The sequence below is a fragment of the Bacillus sp. 01N45 genome (genome assembly GCF_056399205.1).
Genome location: NZ_JBFTQW010000002.1, coordinates 629,978 through 653,272, shown reverse-complemented (window position 1 = coordinate 653,272; position 23,295 = coordinate 629,978). Strand labels below are relative to the sequence as shown.

The following is a 23,295-nucleotide window of genomic DNA, read 5'->3' as shown; positions in this document are numbered from 1 at the left end:
AATGGGAGACGTTATTGATATATATGGTTTATCACCTTTGCAAAAAGGAATACTGTTTCATACTTTATACGATCAAGATGATGAACATTCATTTTCCTATATTGTACAAGTAGGTTTCTTGCTCGGGGGGCAATTGGATATTGCTACTTTTGAAAAGGCCTGGGAATATGTTATTCATCGACATGAGGTTTTACGTTCAGTATTTGTGTGGGAGGAAGTAGAAAAACCACTACAAGCGGTTTACCAACGTCTTCCTTTTACTATTCATCAAGAGGATTGGAGCGCCCATTCACACAAGGAAAGGGCGAAGAAATTACAACAGTTTTTAAATGCAGATCGTAGAAAAGGATTTTTATTAGATGAAGCACCATTGATGAGAGTCACTGCGATTAAAGAGGCAAATGAGGAAACGAGGATTATTTGGACACATCATCATATTTTGCTAGATGGATGGAGTGTGTCATTGGTCTTTAGTGAAGTGATGGAAGTTTATCTCAAGATGATAAGGGGAGAATTATTGAATCTTCCTAAATCTCTTCCTTATAAAAAATATATCCAGTGGATAAATAAACAAGATCAAAGTCAAGCAGAGGAATTTTGGAAAGAAGAATTAAAAGGGTTCTATGCACCTACGCCATTAGCAATGGAAAGAAAGAACCAAGGACAAGAGAAGGGCTATGGAGAGTGTGTTTATCAAGTATCTGAGGAACTTACTGAGAATTTACAAGAGTGGGTACGAAATAGTCGATTAACGTTGAATACGTTAGTACAAGGTGCATGGGCTTATTTGATGAGTAGGTATAGCGGTGAAAGTGACATCGTATTTGGCGTAACTAGCTCTGGACGTCCTACTGATTTAATGGGAGCAGAGAATATGGTGGGGTTATTTATTAACACCTTACCTACTAGAATTCGATTAACGGATAATACATCAGTAGTAGATTGGCTTCGTAAAATACAAATGAAAGAAATGGAACGAAGACAATATGAGTATAATTCGTTGATAGATATTCAAGGATGGAGTGAGGTTCCACGAAATAGTTCCTTGTTTCATACCTTGTATGTGTTTGAAAATTATCCAATTCAAGGTGAGAGAAATGAAGATTTAAGATTATTAGATATTAAAAGCGCGGAACAAACCAATTATCCTTTAACACTCATTGTAATGCCCGGTAAGAAAATTACTTTAAAGTTAATGTATGATCGAAGCTATTTTAATGAAGGAACAATAAATCGGATTCAGAATCACTTATTGCAAATACTAATTCAGATGACGAAGAACCTAGATTCAAAACTCTTTGAAATTATTCATTTAACAGCGGAAGAACAGATACTGTTACTAGAGGAATGGAATCATACTCAAGTAAATTATTCGGCTGAAGGCATGATTCATACGATATTTGAGGCGCAAGTAAAAAAAACACCGGAAGCAATCGCGGCTATTTACGAAAATGAACAAATTACCTATAAAGAGTTAGAGAAGCGTGCGAATCAACTAGCTCATTATTTACAAAAGCATGGTGTAGGCCCAGAGTCTCTAGTTGGGGTATATATGGAACGTTCATTACAAATGATGATAGCGTTATTAGGGATTCTAAAATCAGGAGCAGCGTATGTTCCACTTGACCCTACTTATCCAGAGAGTCGGCTTCGATATATATTAGAGGATGCTGGGATCGAAGTACTAGTGATGGAAGATGATTCTAAAAATTCGTTTATATCTGAAAATATTGAAACGATTTGTATGAATAAAGATTACACTGCAATTGAAAAAGAAAAATCAACCCCATGTATAAGTGGTGTAACAGGAGAAAGTTTAGCGTATGTTATGTATACTTCAGGATCTACAGGGAATCCAAAGGGAGTAATGATTGAGCACCATTCAGTAATCAATTATCTAGAATGGATGCAACATAAATATCCACTTTCTGAAAAGGATGTGGTCTTGCAGAAAACGCCATTCTCATTTGATGTCTCTGTTTGGGAGTTGTTTTGGGGTATTCACGTTGGTGCAAGTGTATCTTTCCTACCTCCAGGTGGAGAAAAAGATCCTTCTATTATAGCTGAAGTGATTAAAAAACATCAGGTTACTATAGTTCAATTTGTACCTTCGATGTTATCAGTTTTCTTAGATCACTTCAATCGTATCGAATTGAACATGAATTGTTCGTCCATACGCCATGTATTTTCTGGTGGGGAAGAACTAAGTTCAGGGTTAGTTAGACGATTTCAGCAAAAATGGAATTATAGTGGACAAGTGAAATTAACCAACTTTTATGGACCAACTGAAGCCACTATTTATGTGAATGCATTTGATATTCAGCCTAATCAAGAATTTGTTTCTATTGGGCGGCCAATACAGAACACGCAATTATATGTATTAGACCAAAATCAACGCCTGCAATCAATAGGAATTGAGGGTGAGTTATATATTGGTGGTGCTGGTTTAGCGCGTGGATACTTAAATCGTCCGAATCTTACTGCTGAAAAATTCGTTTCACATCCATTTCGATTGGGGGAACGACTATATCGAACAGGAGATTCAGTAAGATATTTAACTGATGGAAATATAGAATTTATAGGTCGAATGGACCATCAAGTCAAAATGCGTGGTTTTAGGATTGAATTAGGAGAAATTGAAGCGACTTTAGAAAAATGTTCGTTTATTAAAGAGGCTGTTGTATTAGTTAGAGAAGATCGTCCAGGTGATCAACGATTGGTTGCATATGTAATAAGCGATGGAAATACCGAGGAGTGGAGAGAGTATTTACAAAACCAATTACCAAATCATATGATTCCAGCACACTTTGTAGAGCTAGAACACTTCCCGCTTACTCCGAATGGGAAAATTGATCGAAAGGCCTTGCCAGCACCTGATGATCAAGCTATTGGAGATTTAAATGTTCTACCTCGGACGCCATCGGAAGAGCTTATTGCCTCGGTTTGGGGTCAAGTGTTAGGGGTGGGGAATATTGGTATTCAGGATTCCTTTTTTGAACGTGGTGGACACTCACTACTTGCTACTCAAATTGTCTCTCGATTGCAAGAATTGTTCCAAATCAAAATTCCCTTACGTGAACTTTTCAAGCACGATACAGTGGCAGCGTTGGCGAAACGAGTAGATCAGTTACGAAAAGAAGATAAAAAACGAGAGATTGCCCCTCTTGTACCTATGAAACGGGAAGAAGCTATTCCACTTTCCTATGCGCAGAAACGTCTATGGTTTATTGATCAATTAATGCCAAATAGTGCTATGTACAATATTCATGCAGCGTGTCGCTTAACAGGTAAATGGTCAATTGAAGCATTGGAGGCCGGATGGAATCAATTGTTGGAGCGTCATGAATCATTACGAACGATAATTCTAGAACAAGAGGGTGAACCTTTTCAACAGGTTCAATCTCATGTATTCGGGCATATCCCTCAAACGAATCTAACAGATCTCTCTTTGGAAGATAGGGAAAGAGAAATGAAACGGCTCATTCAAAACGAAGCTGAGGAACCATTTTATTTTGGACAAGGTCCTCTAATTCGAACACGCATATTGAAAGTGGACAGTGAAGAGTGGATTCTCATTTGTACGATGCATCATATTATTTCAGATGGATGGTCAATGGGAATCTTACTTGAAGAATGGATGGCTTTTTATGAAGGAGCATTAAGCGGCAAACCGGTGGAATTGAAGGAGTTATCTATCCAATATGCAGATTTTGTCATGTGGCAGAAGGAATGGCAAAAAGAAGAGAATTTGAATCAGCACCTTCAATATTGGAAGGAAGAATTGTCTGGGGAACTACCGGTTTTACAATTACCGATGGATCGTCCTCGACCTGCAGTTCAAACCCATCGTGGTGCAAGTCAGTCTTTAATAGTGGTGAATTCCCTACAGGAAAAGCTCAAAGATTTAAGTCTGCAAGAAGGATGCACTTTATTTATGACATTGATGGCAGCGTATCAAAGCTTCCTTTCTCGTTATACAGGACAGGACGACATCATAGTTGGAAGCCCGATTGCTAATCGAAATGTGAAAGAGATTGAGGGATTAATAGGTCTCTTTGCAAATACGTTAGTTTATCGAGCTGATTTCAGTGAAAACCCGACGTTCCAAGAACTTTTGTCGCAGGTAAGAAAAAAAGCACTAAAAGCATACGAGTATCAGGATATTCCATTTGAGAAAGTGGTAGAATCCGTAAAGCCGGAACGGAATACAAGTCATTCACCAATATTCCAAACCATGTTTACTTTACAGAATACGAAACAAGAGTTTCTTCAGCTATCTGAAAGACAAATGGAACTCATGGAAAGCCATGTTTCTGTTGCAAAATTTGATTTGAGTTTATTTGCTTCTGAGACGGAAGAAGGATTATCACTAACCTTTGAATATAATACTGATTTGTTTAATGATACAACCATTGAACGTATGGTAAGTCATTTTGAACATTGGCTAAATCAAATTGCCTCTTATCCAAAATGTTTATTATCAGAATTGAATATGTTATCGAAAATAGAATATAAGCAACTACTAGAGGAATGGAATGAATTAGCTGTTATTGATATAGAAGATAGCATGATTCATACAATGTTTGAAGAACAAGTGGAAAAAACACCAGAAGCAATTGCAGTAGTGTGCGAAGATGAAGAACTAACATATCGAGAGTTGGACGAACGCTCGAATCAGTTGGCACATTATTTACAAAAAAATGGTGTTACATGCGAATCATTAGTTGGGATTTGTGTTACACGTTCATCCGAGATGATTGTCGGTCTCTTAGGAATTATGAAGGCAGGAGGAGCATATGTCCCAATTGATCCAGCATATCCGGAAAGTCGACTGCAGTACATTTTAGAAGATGCTCAAATAAAGGTACTGGTGACACAGGAAAAGTTACAACAAAAAATGGTTATACCTACATTCGTCAACGTCATTTGTATTGATCGTAATCGATCAGAAATAGAACAAGAAGTTACTACGGTATGCACGAGTGAAGTGACGGGCGATAACTTAGCCTATATTATCTATACTTCAGGTTCCACTGGAAATCCAAAGGGAGTAATGATTGAGCACAGGAATACAGTAACAATGATTCATTGGGCGCATCACACGTATTCCCGAAAGGCATTAGCGGGAGTATTAGCTTCAACTTCACTATCTTTTGATTTATCCGTTTTTGAAGTATTTGTTCCCTTAACGATGGGGGGGAAGGTGATTGTCGCTGAAAATGCTCTACATCTAGACAAGTTGTCTACCAAAGGTGTGACTTTGGTTAATACTGTGCCATCGGCAGCAAAGGAACTGGTTCGAGCAAAGACAATTCCTTCTTCAGTAAAGGTAATGAATTTGGCTGGAGAACCGTTACCATATCCGCTTGTTCAAGATTTATACGAGAGAAGTACGATTGAGAAGGTATACAACTTATATGGACCGTCTGAAGATACTACGTATTCCACGTATATGGAATTAGAAAAGGGTGTCATGCATAGGGTACCACCAATTGGTAAACCAATCTTCAATACAGAAGTATATGTACTGAGTGCTGAACAAAAAATGGTTCCAATTGGTGTAGTTGGTGAGCTGTACATTGGTGGATCAGGGTTAGCACGTGGATATTTAAAACGCCCTGACTTAACGAAAAATCGATTTATACCGCATCCGTTTAAAGAAAACGAGCGAGTATACCGGACTGGAGATCTAGTAAGGTATTTGCCAGATGGAAATTTGGAGTATGTTGGACGAATTGATCATCAGGTGAAAATTCGTGGGTTCCGGATTGAACTAGGAGAAATTGAAGCGGTATTACAAAAGCATACATTAGTTAACGAAGCTATTGTGATGGTGCGGGAAGATTATCCTGGCGATCCACATTTGATTGCCTATGTTGTAGGAGACGGGGATGCTCAAAAGTGGCGTGATTATCTCAAGGACCAACTACCAAATTATATGATTCCATCCTATTTTGTTGGATTAAATGCATTTCCACTCACTCCTAATGGGAAAATTGATAGGAAGGTTTTACCAACACCAGAGAAACAGGAGATAGCAAGTGGTTATATTGCTCCTCGTACGTCTACGGAAAAAACAATTGTTTCGATATGGCATGAAGTTTTAGGTATGGAAAACATCGGAATTCAAGATTCGTTTTTTGAAATTGGTGGACATTCATTACTTGCTACGCAAGCCGTTTCTAATCTTAAAGAGGCTTTTGGAATCGAGATACCATTGCATGATTTATTTATGTTTCATACGGTGCAGCAATTGGCAGAACAGATTGATCAATTGCTCGATAACAAAAATCAAGAAATGCAGAATGATAGTAAGGAGAATGTAAGTCTTCAAGACTATATTCAAAAAGAAGCAGAAGTGAGTAATGATGAAGAATTACTGGAACTGCTTAAGCAATTAGAAGAGTTATCAGAGGAAGAAGCACAAGGGATATTCGAGAGTAATTTGATTGAGGAAGGGGTAAAAAAATGAGAAGTGATTTACTTGCAAAGCTGAGTTCACTTTCTCCTGAGAAGAGAGCATGGCTTCAGAAGCAAATGCAAAAAAAGGAGAATAAAGAAGCACTCCCGTTGTCTTATGCGCAACAACGTTTGTGGTTTATGGACAGATTTAATCCAAACAGTTCTTTATATAATATTCCAACGGTATGGCATCTAAAAGGAAATTGGATACCTGAAGCATTAGAAAAGGGATTCAATCGACTCATTGAACGCCATGAATCATTACGAACTGTTTTTAAAGAAGTAGGAGAACAACCTGTGCAACAAATTGTCGAATTCCTTCCTAGAGCATTACCTGTAAGAGATTACTCTCAACTTCCTCTAGAAGTAAAAGAAAAAGAGGTAGATAGTTTAATTGCGAGAGAAGCGCAAGAACCATTTGATTTAATGAATGGTCCTTTAATTCGTAATCAGCTTGTTCAATTAGAGAAGGATGAATGGTTATTACTGTGTACGATGCATCATATTATTTCTGATGCTTGGTCCATTGGTATATTCATGAATGAATTACTTGCTTTCTATGAAGAAGAAACGGGCGGAAATCCTGCTAAATTAAGCTCATTATCCATTCAATATGCAGACTTTGCGAAGTGGCAAAAGGAGTGGTTGCAAGGTGATGTGCTAAATCGTCAGCTTACGTATTGGCAGGAAGAATTGTCTGGTGAGCTTCCTATCTTACAACTGCCAGTGGATCGACCTCGACCGGTTAAGCAGACTTACTCTGGGGCTACGCATCACGTAATTTTCCCTTATAAATTGCTTAGTCAATTGAAGGATATAAGCCGACAAGAAGGATCTACTTTATTTATGACTTTAATGGCTGCATACCAGAGCTTTCTTGCTCGTTATACGGGACAAAAAGATATTCTAGTTGGTAGTCCGATTGCAAATCGGAACCACAAGGGAGTAGAAGGATTAATTGGTTTCTTTGTTAATACGTTGGTTTACCGATCAGATTTGAGTGGCACCCCTACTTTTCGGGAGATTTTGAGCCAAACAAAGAAAAAGGCGTTAAAAGCTTACGAATATCAAGATATACCATTTGAAAAAGTGGTAGAAGCTGTGCAACCTGAACGAAGCATGAGTCATTCGCCTATCTTTCAGACCATGTTTACGCTACAGAATATAAAACAAGAACGACTAGATTTGTCTGGTAAAAGTATTGAAATGGTAGAAAGTAATATGTCTATTGCTAAATTTGATTTGAGCTTAACTGCCTATGAAGTGGAAGAAGGTCTATTTGTCTCATTTGAATACAATACGGATTTATTTGATAGTAGTACCATTGCACGTATGGCAGGCCATTTTGAGAACTGGCTAAATGAAATCACGTATCATCCAGATGAATCATATACAAAGCTGTCAATGTTATCGGACACTGAGCAAAAACAACTCCTAGAAGAATGGAATGATACGGACGTAGTTTATGGTCATGATTGTATGATTCATGAGCTATTTGAGCAGCAAGTTTCACGGACACCTGATGCAGTGGCGGTAGTTTATGAGGGTGGAAAGCTAACGTATCAAGAACTCGATGAAAAATCGAACCAATTGGCACATTTTCTACAAAAACGAGGTATCGGACCTGAATCATTAGTCGGTATATGTATTGAACGTTCTCCTGATATGATTATTGGTCTCTTTGGGATTTTGAAAGCAGGTGGGGCTTATGTCCCACTGGACCCAAGTTACCCCGAAAACCGCCTGAGATACATTTTGGAGAATTCACAAATTCAAGTGCTGTTAACAAAAGAGGCACTACAGGACTGGTTACCTAAAGGTATTCAAGCAATTTGTTTAGACCGGGATCGAGTAATGATTTCTAAAGAGAGTAATTTAGCTCCAGTGAGTGGAGTGACAGCAAATAACTTAGCTTATATCATATACACTTCGGGTTCGACGGGAAATCCAAAGGGAGTAATGATTGAACATCATTCCGTTATAAACCGCTTACAGTGGATGCAGAAAAAATATCCATTATCCGAGGAGGATACAATCCTACAAAAGACACCGTTTTCGTTTGATGTTTCTGTCTGGGAATTATTTTGGTGGTCATTTGTAGGGGCGCAGGTTTGTTTGCTTCCACCAGGAGGAGAGAAAGATCCTGCGGTGATTGAGGAATACATTGAACGATATCGTGTGTCCACCATGCACTTTGTTCCGTCGATGTTATCTACTTTCTTAGATTATATGAAACTATATAATTCGAAAAGGGATCTATCGTCTTTAATTCAAGTTTTTACTAGTGGAGAAGCGTTAAACACTGAGCAGGTTCGACGATTTAAGGGGATCTTTTACAATGTTCAACAAACAAAGTTAATTAACTTGTATGGTCCTACTGAAGCGACTGTGGATGTGACTTATTATGATTGTGATTTAGAAAAAGAACCAATGCTTATTCCGATTGGTCGTCCGATTGATAATACAGAGTTGTATGTGTTAGATCAATATCAACAAGTGGTCCCGATTGGTGTGGCAGGGGAACTTTACCTTGGGGGAGTAGGATTGGCACGTGGCTACTTCAATCGACCAGATTTAACTACTGAACGTTTTATTTCGCACCCCTTTAAGAATGGGGAACGATTATATCGAACGGGTGACCTGGTGAGATATATGAATGATCGTAACTTAGAATATATTGGAAGAATAGATAATCAAGTCAAAATTAGAGGATTCCGAATTGAATTGGGGGAAATTGAAGCAGCTTTACATGATCACCCATCTGTAAAAGAGGCTGTTGTGTTGGTGAGGGAAGATCGACCAGGAGATAAGCAGTTAGTAGCGTATGTAGTGGGTGAAGGAGATACTGGAGAGTGGCGTAAATATCTCAAGAAGCAATTGCCACATTATATGGTTCCAGCATACTTCTTCAAAATTGAAGGGATGCCACTCACTCCAAATGGTAAAGTGAATCGGAAAGCCTTATTGGAATTGGAAGAACAGTTCATAAGTGAAGATATTACTTCATCACGAACACCAGTGGAGGAGCTCATCGTTTCCGTATGGAGCCAAGTGTTAGGAATAAAAAATATTAGTGTACAGGATTCCTTTTTTGAAATCGGTGGTCACTCACTATTAGCTACTCAAGTAGTTTCACGTTTACAGGAAATCTTTCAAATCGAATTACCAGTACGTGAACTATTTGAATGTACGACGGTGGAGTCACTGGCAAAGCGAGTAGATCAGTTACGTAAAGGAGATAGAAAACGAGAGATTCCGCCACTAATACCGATGGAACGAGGAGAAACTATTCCACTATCTTATGCTCAACAACGCTTATGGTTTATTGATCAATTTACACCTAATAGTGCCCTTTACAATATGCCAATGGTATGTCGCCTTACAGGGAATTGGCTACTTGAAGCATTGGAAATGGGATGGAATCAACTAATAGAACGTCATGAATCACTGCGGACGGTCTTTCACGAAGTGAACGGTCAACCCGTACAGCAAATTAAACCGTATGCTTTTCAATCAATTCCGAAAACGGATTTAACTATGCTTTCTTCTGAAGACCGAGAAGAAGAGGTTAAACGTTTCATTCAACAAGAAACAGAAGTGCCATTTGATTTAACAGAGGGGCCGTTAATCAGGACAAGTATTTTGCACGTGGGAGAGGAAGAATGGATACTCCTTTGTACTTTACATCATATCATTTCAGATGGATGGTCAATGGGAATCCTACTTGAAGAATGGATGGCATTTTATGAGGAAGCAACGGATGGAAAGGTAGCGGAACTTGAACCATTACCGGTTCAATACGCCGACTTCGCTCAGTGGCAAAAAGGATGGCTAAAGGAGGAAGTGCTTGATCAACAACTCCAATATTGGAGGGAAGAATTGTCTGGGGAGCTTCCTGTACTCCAACTTCCTATGGATCGCCCGCGTCCTGCAATACAAACTCATCACGGGTCGACATACACTCTGGTTCTGCCAAGCACGCTACATGATAAATTGAATGAACTTAGCCGAAAAGAAGGGGCTACACTCTTCATGACGCTGTTGGCTGCATATCAAAGTTTTCTATCTCGTTATACGGGACAAGAAGATATTTTGGTCGGAAGCCCAATTGCGAATCGGAATTATAGAGAAATTGAAGGACTAATTGGTTTCTTTGTTAACACGCTAGTTTATCGAGCTAATTTGAGTGGTGGACCGACATTTCAAGATGTACTGTATCAGGTTCGTCAAAAGGCATTGAAGGCGTATGAATATCAAGATATCCCATTTGAAAAAATTGTAGAAGTTGTGCAACCGGAGCGAAGTACAAGTCATTCGCCAATCTTCCAGACTATGTTCATCTTGCAAAATATGAAACAAGAGTTTCCGGTGTTATCTAGTAGAAGTATTGAAATGATAGAAAGCCATAGTCCAATTGCAAAGTTTGATTTAAGTGTGATGGCAGTTGAGACAGAAGAGGGATTACTTTTTACTTTTGAGTATAATAAGGATTTATTCAATGCTACTACTATTGAACGGATGGCAGGACACTTTGAGAAATGGCTACATGAAGTTTCTCATCGCCCACAAAATCCGTTGCATGGCCTGAGCATGCTATCGGAACACGAACGTACATTGTTATTAGAAACATGGAATGACACTGTAATGGAAATGTCTCATCAGGGTCTTATTTGCGACAGATTTGAGGAGCAAGTAGCGAGGCGTCCTGATGCGATTGCGGTAGTCGATCAAACAAAACAGTGGACTTATGGTGAGCTGGATACACAAGCAAATCAGTTGGCAAATGTTTTACAGCGAAAGGGAGTAGCCCCAGAGTCAGTGGTGGGAGTTTATCTTCCGAGGTCAGCTGAGCTAATGGCAAGTTTACTAGGCATTTTAAAAGCTGGTGGAGCTTATGTTGTTTTAGATCCGTTGTATCCAAAATCAAGGTTAGAATACATGATTGAAGATGCAGGAATTCAATTTGTAGTGACGGCGGATGGACAAGAAGGACATTTTGCACACGTCGAAATGGTGAGGTTAGAAGAATTAACGGTGGAAAGCGTAATCGCACCTACACGTCAAATAAATCCAGAGAACTTAGCCTATATTGTCTATACCTCTGGTTCTACAGGAAAACCGAAGGGTGTCATGGTTGAACATCGCTCATTAATAAATATGGTTTCTTGGCATCAAGAAGTTTATCGTATTTCAGCAGAGGATCGTGCGACTCAGATTGCAGGTGTTGCTTTTGATTCGGCTGTTCAGGAGATTTGGCCGTATCTAACTGCTGGTGCAGCACTCTACTTGTCAACAGAGGAACTGAGAATTAATCCAGAAGCACTAAGGGACTGGCTCATTGATTCACGAATAACAGCTAGCTTTGCACCTACGCCTATTCTGGAAAGACTCTTGAAATTATCTTGGCCAGATAAAACGGATCTTCGTTTTATCATTACTGGTGGGGATCAATTAACGCAGTATCCATCTAACGATATTCCTTTTGCGGTAATTAATCAGTATGGTCCATCGGAAAATACAGTCGTTACCACAGATTGTTATGTACCTGTAGGAGTGACAACAGGTACGCCATCGATTGGTCGACCGATTGCGAATACAGAAGTTTATGTATTAGATTCTCATCTTCAGCTAGTACCAATTGGTGTAATTGGAGATCTCTATATTGGAGGGAAGAGTCTTGCACGTGGATATGCTAATCGTCCGGATCTTACAAAGGAAAAATTTATTCCACATCCTTTCAAGTCAGGAGAACGTCTCTATTACACAGGAGACAAAGCAAGTTATCTTTCTGATGGTAATCTCCAGTTCCATGGACGTATAGATGACCAAGTGAAAATTCGTGGTTTCCGAATTGAATTGGGAGAAATAGAAGCTGTTTTGCAGGCGCATTCTTCTGTGAAAGAAGCAGTTGTATTGGTACGAGAGGATAATCAAGGCGATAAGAGATTAGTAGCTTATGTAGTTGGTGAAGGAAGTGTCCATGAATGGCGAGAATATCTACAAACACATTTACCTAATTACATGGTTCCAACAAACTTTATTGAGATGGAATTTTTACCACTTACACCGAATGGAAAACTTGATTTGAAGGCATTGCCTATACTTAGTGAACAATCCGAAGAAAATACTGTTTACCCACGAAATCCGCTGGAAGAACTTATCGCTTCAGTGTGGAGTCAGGTGCTAGGAATAGGAGACATTGGTGTTCAGGATTCTTTCTTTGAGCTTGGTGGTCACTCTCTACTTGCTACACAAGTGGTCTCACGCTTACAGGAAGTCTTTCAAATCAAATTGCCAGTACGTGAACTGTTCGAATATTCAACGGTCGAGGCATTATCGAAACGAATCGATCAGTTACGTAAGGGGAGCGAAAAACGAGAAATTCCACCACTGGTGCCGATGGAACGAGGAAATAATATTCCACTATCTTATGCCCAACAGCGCTTATGGTTTATTGATCAATTTGCACCTAATAGTGCACTTTATAATATGCCAATGGCATGCCGCCTTACAGGGAGTTGGTTACCTGAGGCATTGGAGTTGGGATGGAATCAGTTGATAGAGCGTCATGAATCTTTGCGGACTGTATTTTATGAAGAGGATGGCCATCCTGTGCAGCAGATTCAACCGTATATTTTCCGTCCGCTTCTGCAAATGGACTTAACTAAGCTTTCATTAGAGGAGCGAGAAAGAAAGTTGGAGCAATGGATTCAAACTGAAGTAGAATCTCCATTTGATTTAGAACAAGGGCCGTTATTCCGTGGGAAACTCATAAGAATTTCAGAAGAAGAATGGGTTCTTCTGTGTAATATGCATCATATTATCTCGGATGGATGGTCGATGGAAATCTTGCTTCAAGAATGGATGGCATTTTATGAGAATGCGATTGGTGAGAAACAAGCAGAGCTGGAACCACTACCAGTTCAATATGCCGATTTTGCTCAGTGGCAAAGAGAATGGTTGAAAGATGAAGTACTAAATCAACAGCTTGCATATTGGAAGGAAGAATTATCTGGTGAGTTACCAGTCTTAATGTTGCCAATGGATCGTCCGCGTCCGCCAGTGCAAACCCACCATGGATTAACTCATAGTGTTTTGTTGTCACGCTCATTACTGGATAAATTAAACGAACTAAGTCGTCAAGAAGGGGCCACACTTTTCATGACCTTATTGGCATCGTATCAAAGTTTCCTTGCTCGTTATACGGGACAAACGGATATTATTGTTGGCAGCCCAATTGCAAATCGAAATTATCGAGAAATTGAGGGGCTGATTGGTTTCTTTGTCAACACCTTGGTTTATCGAGCTGATTTAAGTAATGCACCGGCATTTCAAGAGTTGTTGTCCCAAGTGCGGATAAAAGCATTGAAGGCGTATGAGTATCAAGATGTTCCGTTTGAGAAAATTGTAGAGGTTATCCAACCTGAACGAAATACAAGCTATTCTCCAATTTTCCAAACCATGTTTACTTTGCAAAATATGGGACAAGAGCTACCAGAACTACATGGAAGAAATATAGAAGTAATGGAAAGTAACGCTCCAATCGCTAAGTTTGATTTAAGTTTAACTGCTGCAGAAGTGGAAGAGGGTTTATTACTTACTTTTGTTTATAGGACTGATTTATTTGACAGCTTAACTATTGAATCTATGGCCGAACATTTTAGAAACTGGTTGAATGTAATCGTGAAAAATCCGGATAAATCATTAGCTAAGTTGCCTATATTATCAGGATTACAGCAAAAACAGTTGGAAGAGTGGAATAATGATGCTGTAGCATATCTACAGGAAAGTACGATTCATCAGCTGTTTGAAGAGCAAGTAAATCGTACACCTGACGCGATAGCAGTGGTAGATGAAAAACAGCAGTTAACGTATCGAGAGCTCAATGAAAAAGCTAATCAATTGGCCCACTATCTTCAGCAATGCGGGATTGGGAATGAATCATTGGTTGGACTTTGTTTTGAGCGTTCAGTTGAGATGATTGTTAGTATTATGGGAGCTTGGAAGGCTGGAGCAGCATATGTTCCATTGGACCCATCATATCCAGAAAGTCGTCTAAGATATATTTTGGAGGACACTGGAATTCAAGTATTAGTTACGAATGAGTCATTAGAAGACTGGATACCTAAAGAGGTCAAGATAGTTTGTCTAGATCGGGATCAAACAATGATTTTACAAGAAAGCATTCTTTCACCAAAATGTGAAGTAACAGGAGAAAATTTAGCGTATGTTATTTATACTTCGGGATCGACGGGGAACCCAAAGGGTGTCTTGATACAGCATCATTCTGTAATAAACTTGTCGCATGGCTTACAAAAAGAGGTTTTCGAACATGAGATACCATCTAACATGCATGTCGGTTTAAATGCGTCAATTGCCTTTGATGCATCTATTCAGCAATTACAAATGCTGCTTTATGGTTCAAGTTTGTATATTATTCCGAATGAAGTACGAAGTGATCCGGAGCAGTTTGTAGCTTATATTAGGGAGAACAAGTTAGAAATCTTTGATATAACACCTTCATTGCTTCAATTACTTATAGATGTCGGATTGTTAGAAACGTGCGATGGCGTTCATGTTCCAAGTAAGGTACTGGTTGGTGGTGAAGCGATTATGCCGTCATTATGGGAACAGCTAGTAGAGACTGATAAAATACAGTTTTATAATGTATATGGTCCTACAGAATGTACGGTTGATGCAACATGCTATCATATCAAAAAAGATAGCAAGAGAGTAACAATTGGGCGTCCATTGCCTAACGTCCAAACTTATGTATTAGATAGAAATAGGTTGCCAGTTCCAGTTGGTGTGATGGGGGAACTTTATATCGGAGGAGCAGGTCTAGCAAGGGGATACTTGAATCGTCCAGAATTAACGTCCGAGCGATTTATTTCAAATCCATTCAAAGAAGGCGAGAGGTTATATAGAACAGGAGACCTCGTGAGATATCTTCCTGACGGTAATATAGACTATTTAGGAAGAATAGATAACCAAGTGAAGATTAGAGGATTTCGAATTGAACTTGGAGAGATTGAGTCCACCTTACAGGAGCATTACTTGGTAAAAGAGGCAGTTGTAATAGTTAGGGAAAATCAGTCGGGAGATAAGAGGCTGGTAGCTTATGTAGTGGGCGAAGGCAGTTTAGAAGAATGGCGAGAGTATCTTAAAACAAAACTGCCAATCCATATGATACCTTCCTACTTTGTCGAAATGAAAGAATTACCGCTAACCATAAATGGAAAGATTGATCGGAAATCGTTACCTATATCAGATTATCAAGGAACACAAGAAGGATACGTGGCCCCAAGAAATGAACATGAACGTAAGCTTTCTATCATTTGGGAACGTGTGCTGGGTTCAAAACGTATTGGTATGAATGATAACTTCTTTGAAATTGGTGGAGATTCAATTCTTAGCATTCAGATTGTCTCTCGTGCGAAGCAAGTTGGTTTACAATTGACACCAAAACAAATATTTGAACACCAAACGATTGCTGAGTTGGCGCAAGTAGTCAAAGAAGAACAAGGTGTACAAGCTGAACAGGAAATTATAACTGGAGAGACGATACTTACACCTATTCAGCAAAGGTTTTTTGCACAAAATCATCCTAACCCACATCATTGGAATCAATCCATGTTCTTTAGAACGAAAGAGAAATTGGACATAGGATCACTTGAAAAGGCAGCGGGTAACCTTCTACTTCATCATGATGCCCTGCGTTTAAGATATGAACGTTTACCTAATGGGGTTTGGAAACAGTGGAATGAAGGAATAGAAGAGCAATTGATGCTTACTGTCATTTCATTAGACGAAGTGCCGGAAGCTGATTGGCATCAGGTTATTCAAAAAGAGATTAATATTGCACAAGAAAGTTTGAATTTACATGATGGTCCGTTAATGAGAATGGTGTATTTTGATGAAGGTGAGCACGCTGGCCGATTATTTTGGACAATTCATCATTTAGCCGTTGATGGTGTTTCTTGGCGAATTTTATTGGAAGATTTGCAAACAGCGTATACGCAAGCAGTCCAAGGGCAGAAAATTCAATTACCTATGAAAAGTACATCCTTTAAAGAGTGGTCGGAGAGATTACATCATTACGCTGAATCTGGAATATCACAAGAAGTGCTGCATTACTGGGAGGAGCAGGCGGAACAAGACGTAGTTATACTGCCGGTAGATGGTACTATAAGTAATCCAGTAAGCGCAGTAACTGAGGAAATTACTGTGGTGTTAAATGAGAATGAAACCCGTATGTTATTGCAAGAGACTTTAAGCACTCACCGTGTCCAAATCAATGAAGTATTATTAGCAGCATTGGTACAAGCTACGGCAGCATGTACGGGGCAGCCGATATTGAGCGTAGATTTAGAGGGACATGGTCGAGAAGAGATTATAGAAGATGTTGATTTATCGAGAACCGTGGGATGGTTTACAAGCATTTACCCAGTTCATTTAAATATTACTAGTGCTCATACGCCAATTGCAGCATTAAAAGCAGTTAAAGAACAAATTCGCAAAATTCCTAATAAGGGTGTTGATTATGGGGTGTTGCGTTACATGAACGCAACAATGTGTGAGCAATTAAGCTCGCAATATACACCGTCTATTAGTTTTAACTATCTTGGACAATTTGATCAAATGTTTTCTAGCGATGCAATGTTTATTCCAGAGAACAAATTTAAGCGTTTAGATCATGCTGCCGGTTCCAAGCGCTCGCATGTAATTGATGTAATTGGGGTTGTAACGGATGGAAAACTTCAGTTCACTTGGGTATACAATGTTGGGCAATTTGCCAAATCAACGATTCAAAGTATTGCACAGAATATGCTTTATCAACTGAGTACATTGATTCAATCTTCAGATAGAGAATCTGCATTGACCATTTCGGATTTTGCAATGACTAATCTTAGCCAAGAAGGTTTGATAAATGTACTAAACAAAATGCATCGCGGAAAGAACAATCAGATTACTGATTTATATCCACTATCACCTTTGCAAGAAGGTATGATTTTCCACACATTGCATGACCAAGGGGATGAACATGTTGCACCGTATATAGTGCAATTGAGTTTTATGATTCGAGGAAAAATGAATATTCCTACTTTTGAGCAGGCGTGGAAATCTGTAATTCAGCGACATGAAATTTTTCGTACAGCATTTGTATGGGACGAAATTGAAGAACCTGTACAAGTGGTGTATGAAAATATCCCATTTAAAGTGAACAAAGAAGACTGGCGTACAATGACAAGTGAAGAGATAGAGGGAAAAAGAAAAGTCTTTTTGGCATTAGATCGAAAACAAGCCTTCCAATTTGATGAAGCGCCATTGATGCGGGTAACAGTCATTCAAGAAGGTGAGGAAGAATATCGGATTGTTTGGACCCATCACCATATTTTACTGGATGGATGGAGTTTACCATTAGTATTTAATGAATTACTTACAGTCTATCAGAAGAGAATGAATGGAGAAGCTGTGAAGTTACCTAAGTCTTCACCATATAAGAAATATATCCAATGGTTAAGAGAGCAAGATAAGGAGCAGGCGGAACAATTCTGGAGGGAGAAGCTAAAAGGTTTTACTGCACCAACTTTGCTGGGCTTAGAAAGTAAAGAGGAAGAAAAAGGTTACACAGAGAAGGTTACGTATTTATCAGAAGAGCAGACTCAAGCGTTACAAGGATGGGCGAAACGCAATAAACTTACTTTGAGCACAGTAATTCAAGGTGCATGGGCATATCTCATGAGCCGATATAGTGGAGAAAATGACATTGTCTTTGGTGTAACAAGCTCAGGGCGTTCTACGGAGATTATTGATGTTGAAAACATCGTAGGTCCTTTTATTACAACGTCACCGACGCGAATTCAATTGATGGATGATATAAAAGTAATGGATTGGTTGCAGAAGATACAAGAGGAAGAGATAGAAAGAAGACAATATGAGTATGCTTCTTTGACAGAAATTCAGGGGTGGAGTGAAGTTCCTAGAGGAACACCTCTGTTCAATAGTTTATATGTGTTTGAAAATTATCCAGTGAAAGAAGAGGCTTCAGAAAATCTGGAAATTGGTGAATTGGAAGGAGTAGAACAAACCCACTACCCATTAGGGTTGGCTGTAGTTCCAGGAATCCAATTATCGTTAAAGTTAATGTATGACCGTAGTAAGTTTAATAGAGTAACCATTGAACGAATGCTGGGTCATTTACAACAAGTGTTAATGCAAATGCTCAAAAACATTGATCAAAATCTATCGGAGCTAGTATATATTACGGAAGCTGAACAAAGAAAGCTATTGGAAGAATGGAATAATAATGCTATATCCTATCCACGTGAGAATGTAATTCATCAACTATTCGAAGAGCAAGTAAATCGTACACCTGACGCGTTGGCAGTGGTAGATGAAAAACAGCAACTAACGTATCGAGAGCTGAATGAAAGAGCTAATCAATTAGCCCATCATTTACAGAAATGTGGAATTAGGACAGAGTCATTAGTTGGCCTCTGCTTTGATCGATCAGTTGAGATGGTTGTTGGTCTCATGGGAATTTGGAAGGCTGGAGCAGCCTATGTTCCGTTGGATCCATCGAATCCGGAAAGCCGCCTGCAATATATTTTAGAAGACACAGGAATTAAAGTGTTAGTTACGAATGAGGTATTACTAGGATGGATACCTAAAGAAATCAAGACAGTTTGCCTAGATAGGGACCAAGCAATGCTTTCTCAAGAAAGCAAACTTTCACCAATATGTGAGGTAACAGGGGAAAACTTAGCGTATGTTATCTATACTTCTGGTTCGACAGGGAATCCAAAGGGGGCTTTAGTACAGCACCATTCTGTAATAAACCTATCATATGGTTTACAAAAAGAAGTTTTCTCACATGAGATACCTAGTAATATGCGTGTCGGTTTGAATGCGTCAATTGCCTTTGATGTATCTATTCAGCAATTACAAATGTTGCTTTATGGTTCAAGTTTATATATTATCCCAAGTGAAGTTCGCACTAATCCGGAACAATTTGTGTCCTATATTAGGGAGAATAAATTGGAAATGTTTGATATGACACCTTCATTACTTCAATTACTTATAGATGGAGGATTGCTAGAAATAAGTGCTGATGTTCATGTACCAAGTAAGATATTAGTCGGTGGTGAAGCAATCATGCCGTCATTATGGGAACAGCTAGTAGAGACCGGAAAAATTGATTTTTATAACGTATACGGTCCTACAGAATGTACAGTTGATGCAACGTGTTATCATATTCAAACAGATAGTAAGAGAGTTACAATTGGACGTCCGTTGCCGAACGTTCAAACTTATGTATTGGATAAAAATTTGTTACCTGTTCCAGTTGGTGTAACAGGTGAGCTATATATTGGTGGTGCAGGTATAGCGAGAGGATACTTGAATCGCCCAGAATTAACAGCAGAGCGATTCATCCGTCATCCATTTAATGAAGAAGAGCGTTTATATCGTACGGGAGATTTGGTTCGTTATTTACCTGATGGTAATTTAGATTACTTGAGAAGAATTGATAATCAAGTGAAAATTAGGGGCTTTCGTATTGAACTTGAAGAGATTGAAGCGAATCTAAAGAGGCATCCATTGGTAAAAGAAGCAGTAGTTTTGGTAACAGAGGATAAATTAGGAGAGCAGAGATTGGTTGCTTATGTAGTTGGAGATGGTAGTATGCATGATTGGCGTGAATATCTCAAGACACAAGTACCGAATTATATGGTTCCCGCACACTTTATTAAGGTAGACGAGATTCCTCTTACAACGAATGGCAAAGTTGATCGAAAGGCATTGAACAATTTAACTATTCAAAGAGAAAATAACTTCTCTACACCAATCATTCCAAGGGATGAAATTGAATATCAGTTGATTAAAATCTGGCAGGATGTCTTACAGATAGAAGATGTGTATGTAAATGATGATTTCTTTAATAGAGGAGGACACTCTCTCCTTGTAATTAAATTAGTTTCAAAAATTAGGGAGAAGTTTGGAAAAGAAATTAAGGTGTCTACATTGATTAAGAATCCAACAGTGGAAGGAATCGCATGCCTTATTCGTGATAAGCATGATATGACGAAATCAGTAGCAGCGCTAGTTCCACTACAAGAATCAGAAAAAAGACCTTTCTTCTGCGTTCATCCGTTTATGGGGAATGTATTCTGTTACATTCAACTAGCAAGATTACTTAAGAACCATTGTTCATTTTACGGTTTACAGAATCCTCTTATAGAAAAGGGAGAAATTGACGAGTTGACCTTGCCGGAACTAATTCAACTTTACATTGAAGAAATAAAACATGTTCAGCCAGAAGGCCCATATCGTCTTGGAGGATGGTCTTTAGGCGGTGCAATTGCTTATGAAATCGCAACTGTACTAAAGAATCAAGGTGAGGAAGTTGAGTTGTTGGTACTCATGGATACAAAAGTACCTTCAAAGCAGGACTATAAAACGAGTGAGGATATGCTCTCATATATATATGAGCATTTCATTCCTAGAGATCTTACTGAGCAGGAAGGAGACCTTGTCCATAAACAAGATATGCTTGTGGAGCAATTAATTATGGAAGGAGTACTCCCGCCTGATGCAGATCTTATCAATTTGAAGCAAGTTATCAATGCACATAGGAAATGCCTGAACATAATGGCAGAGCATGATTTAATACCATACTCTGGAGAACTTCTCTACTTTAGTGCTGAGGAAGGAAAAGAGTTGTTTACAGATTGGGGACCTTTATTAAAAGGAAGAGTAAATAGATATTCAGTCCCTGGATTACATGAAGAAATAGTGGGTTCCCCTGCAGTTGAAAAAATAGCTATGTATCTATTAAAGGAATTTGAAGGAATAAAAGAGAGATCCATTTTATTAACGGAAAATTAGAGAGTACAAAAGATGCAAGGCTATGAACGAAAAGGGCAGCCCAATACCTGCATATCAAGTGTAGGGAATAATGAATATATTAAGAGCATTACTTTTTAAGGGGATAATGTAAAAAGAAATTGGTAGAGACATAGAAATCTTAATGAGTTACCCATAGTAAGATGTAAATGCTCTGAAATCTTTGTAATAGAAGCGAATACCTGATGATATTACTGAGGAAAGGTGCATATTTTCATTGATATGTAAATATACACCTTTCCTATTGTATATGCAATTTAATAAAGTGAATTTGAATTTCTGTAACGTTCATATATGAAGTAATTCTTTAAAAAAGGAAGTGATTTATCATACAAATTCAAGCTGTGAAAATACCAAAGAATATTGAAAGTCATTTGTTTAAGCAACTTAGTAACTTAGTTTCAAATGAGAAGAAAGAACGAATGAAGCGTTTATTAAATTCATGCGACATTAATAGGACCCTGATAGGAGATTTACTAATCCGATCTCTAATCTGCCAAAAGTATAAAATTAATAATGAAGAAATTAGATTTATATATAATGAGTTTGGAAAACCTTTTGTTGAAAATTTTTCTGACTTTCATTTTAATTTGTCACATTCAGGAGAATGGGTGGTTTGTACTACTGCTAATTTTAATGTGGGTATTGATATAGAAAAAGTTTCAGAAATAGAGGCTTTTAAATTAGCACATGAATTTTTTTCAGAGGAAGAATTTTATGAAATATCTAATATGAATTCTGATGAACAAATTAATTATTTTTATGATTTATGGACATTAAAAGAAAGTTATATCAAAACGATTGGAAAAGGGCTTTATATCCCGTTAAATTCATTCTCTATAAAAAAAGAGTCACGAACTTTAATTTCATACAAGAATATACCTAAAAACTTTTACTTTAAACAATATAACATTGATCCAAATTATAAGTTATCTGCTTGTGCAACAAGAGATGAATTTCCACAAGAGATAATAATTAAAGACATTTATACAATTTTCCAAAATATATACAAATTTGAAAGTAAGGAGAAAATCAATGCAGAAGACTAAACTTTTTTGCTTTCCACATGCTGGGGGATCTGCGTTTAGTTACGCAAAATGGAAAAATTACTTTAATCCATATATTGAGGTAGTCCCGATAGAGTTAGCTGGTAGAGGATATAGAATTGAAGAAAGTTTGCACCAAAGTATGGAAGAGGTGGTGAATGATGTCTATAATAATATCGTTATGCAGATAGATGATTCGCCATATATTTTATTTGGGCATAGTATGGGAAGTTTGATTGCCTATGAAGTAGCTAGAAAAATACAAGATTCTAAAAATGTGTTGCCTAAATTTCTTGTTTTGTCCGGTAGAAATCATCCAAATAGTAAAATAAAAAATATTCGACATAATCTTTCTAATGAACAATTTAAAAGAGAAGTTATTGCAATGGGAGGTACACCATCTGGGGTACTTGAATCAGAAGAATTAATAGAGATTTTTCTACCTATTCTAAGAGCAGATTTTAAAATTGTCGAGACATATATTCATGACAATAATACACAACCATGTGATATTGATTTTCTTATATTTAATGCGGAAAAGGATGAGTTTACTACATATGATCAAGTAATAAAATGGAAGCAATACACAAGTAAAACGTGTACTTTTCATTCTTTTGAAGGTAATCATTTCTTTCTAAATGAAAATATTGAAGAAATAGCAAATAGTATTATAAGAAAGTTAGATTCTAAAAGATTATCAAATAGTTTTTAGAGATTTTCTAACTATACTCATGGCTAAGAAACAAAAATATTAAAGATGAAAAATACAGGCATTGCTGAAATATCTTTGAACAAAGGCAGGGCAGTTTAAACGAACTATTTAAAGGTAGGTGTTGATGGAATTTTAAGTGAAATATATGAAGTAACTTTAGTTTAAGTT

The 23,295-nt window shown here is 38.0% G+C and carries 4 protein-coding genes; all 4 read left to right on the top strand.

Annotated elements, in window-relative coordinates:
• Position 1 precedes the first annotated feature (1 nt).
• A complete protein-coding gene (locus AC1DMU_RS07455) occupies positions 2–6,472 on the top strand; it encodes a non-ribosomal peptide synthetase (RefSeq protein WP_088063390.1) in 6,471 nt (2,156 codons plus the stop codon).
• Complete coding sequence (locus tag AC1DMU_RS07450) at positions 6,469–21,351, top strand: non-ribosomal peptide synthetase (protein ID WP_476941487.1); 14,883 nt, start codon at positions 6,469–6,471, stop codon at positions 21,349–21,351. The genes AC1DMU_RS07455 and AC1DMU_RS07450 overlap by 4 nt, the downstream gene beginning before the upstream one ends.
• Before the next feature lie 362 nt (positions 21,352–21,713).
• Positions 21,714–22,418, top strand: coding sequence for a 4'-phosphopantetheinyl transferase family protein (locus tag AC1DMU_RS07445; protein ID WP_088063391.1), 705 nt, complete (start codon positions 21,714–21,716; stop codon positions 22,416–22,418).
• Positions 22,405–23,127, top strand: a complete 723-nt coding sequence (locus tag AC1DMU_RS07440; protein ID WP_088063392.1) for a thioesterase II family protein — start codon at positions 22,405–22,407, stop codon at positions 23,125–23,127. Before AC1DMU_RS07445 ends, AC1DMU_RS07440 begins: the two co-directional genes overlap by 14 nt.
• Positions 23,128–23,295 lie beyond the last annotated feature (168 nt).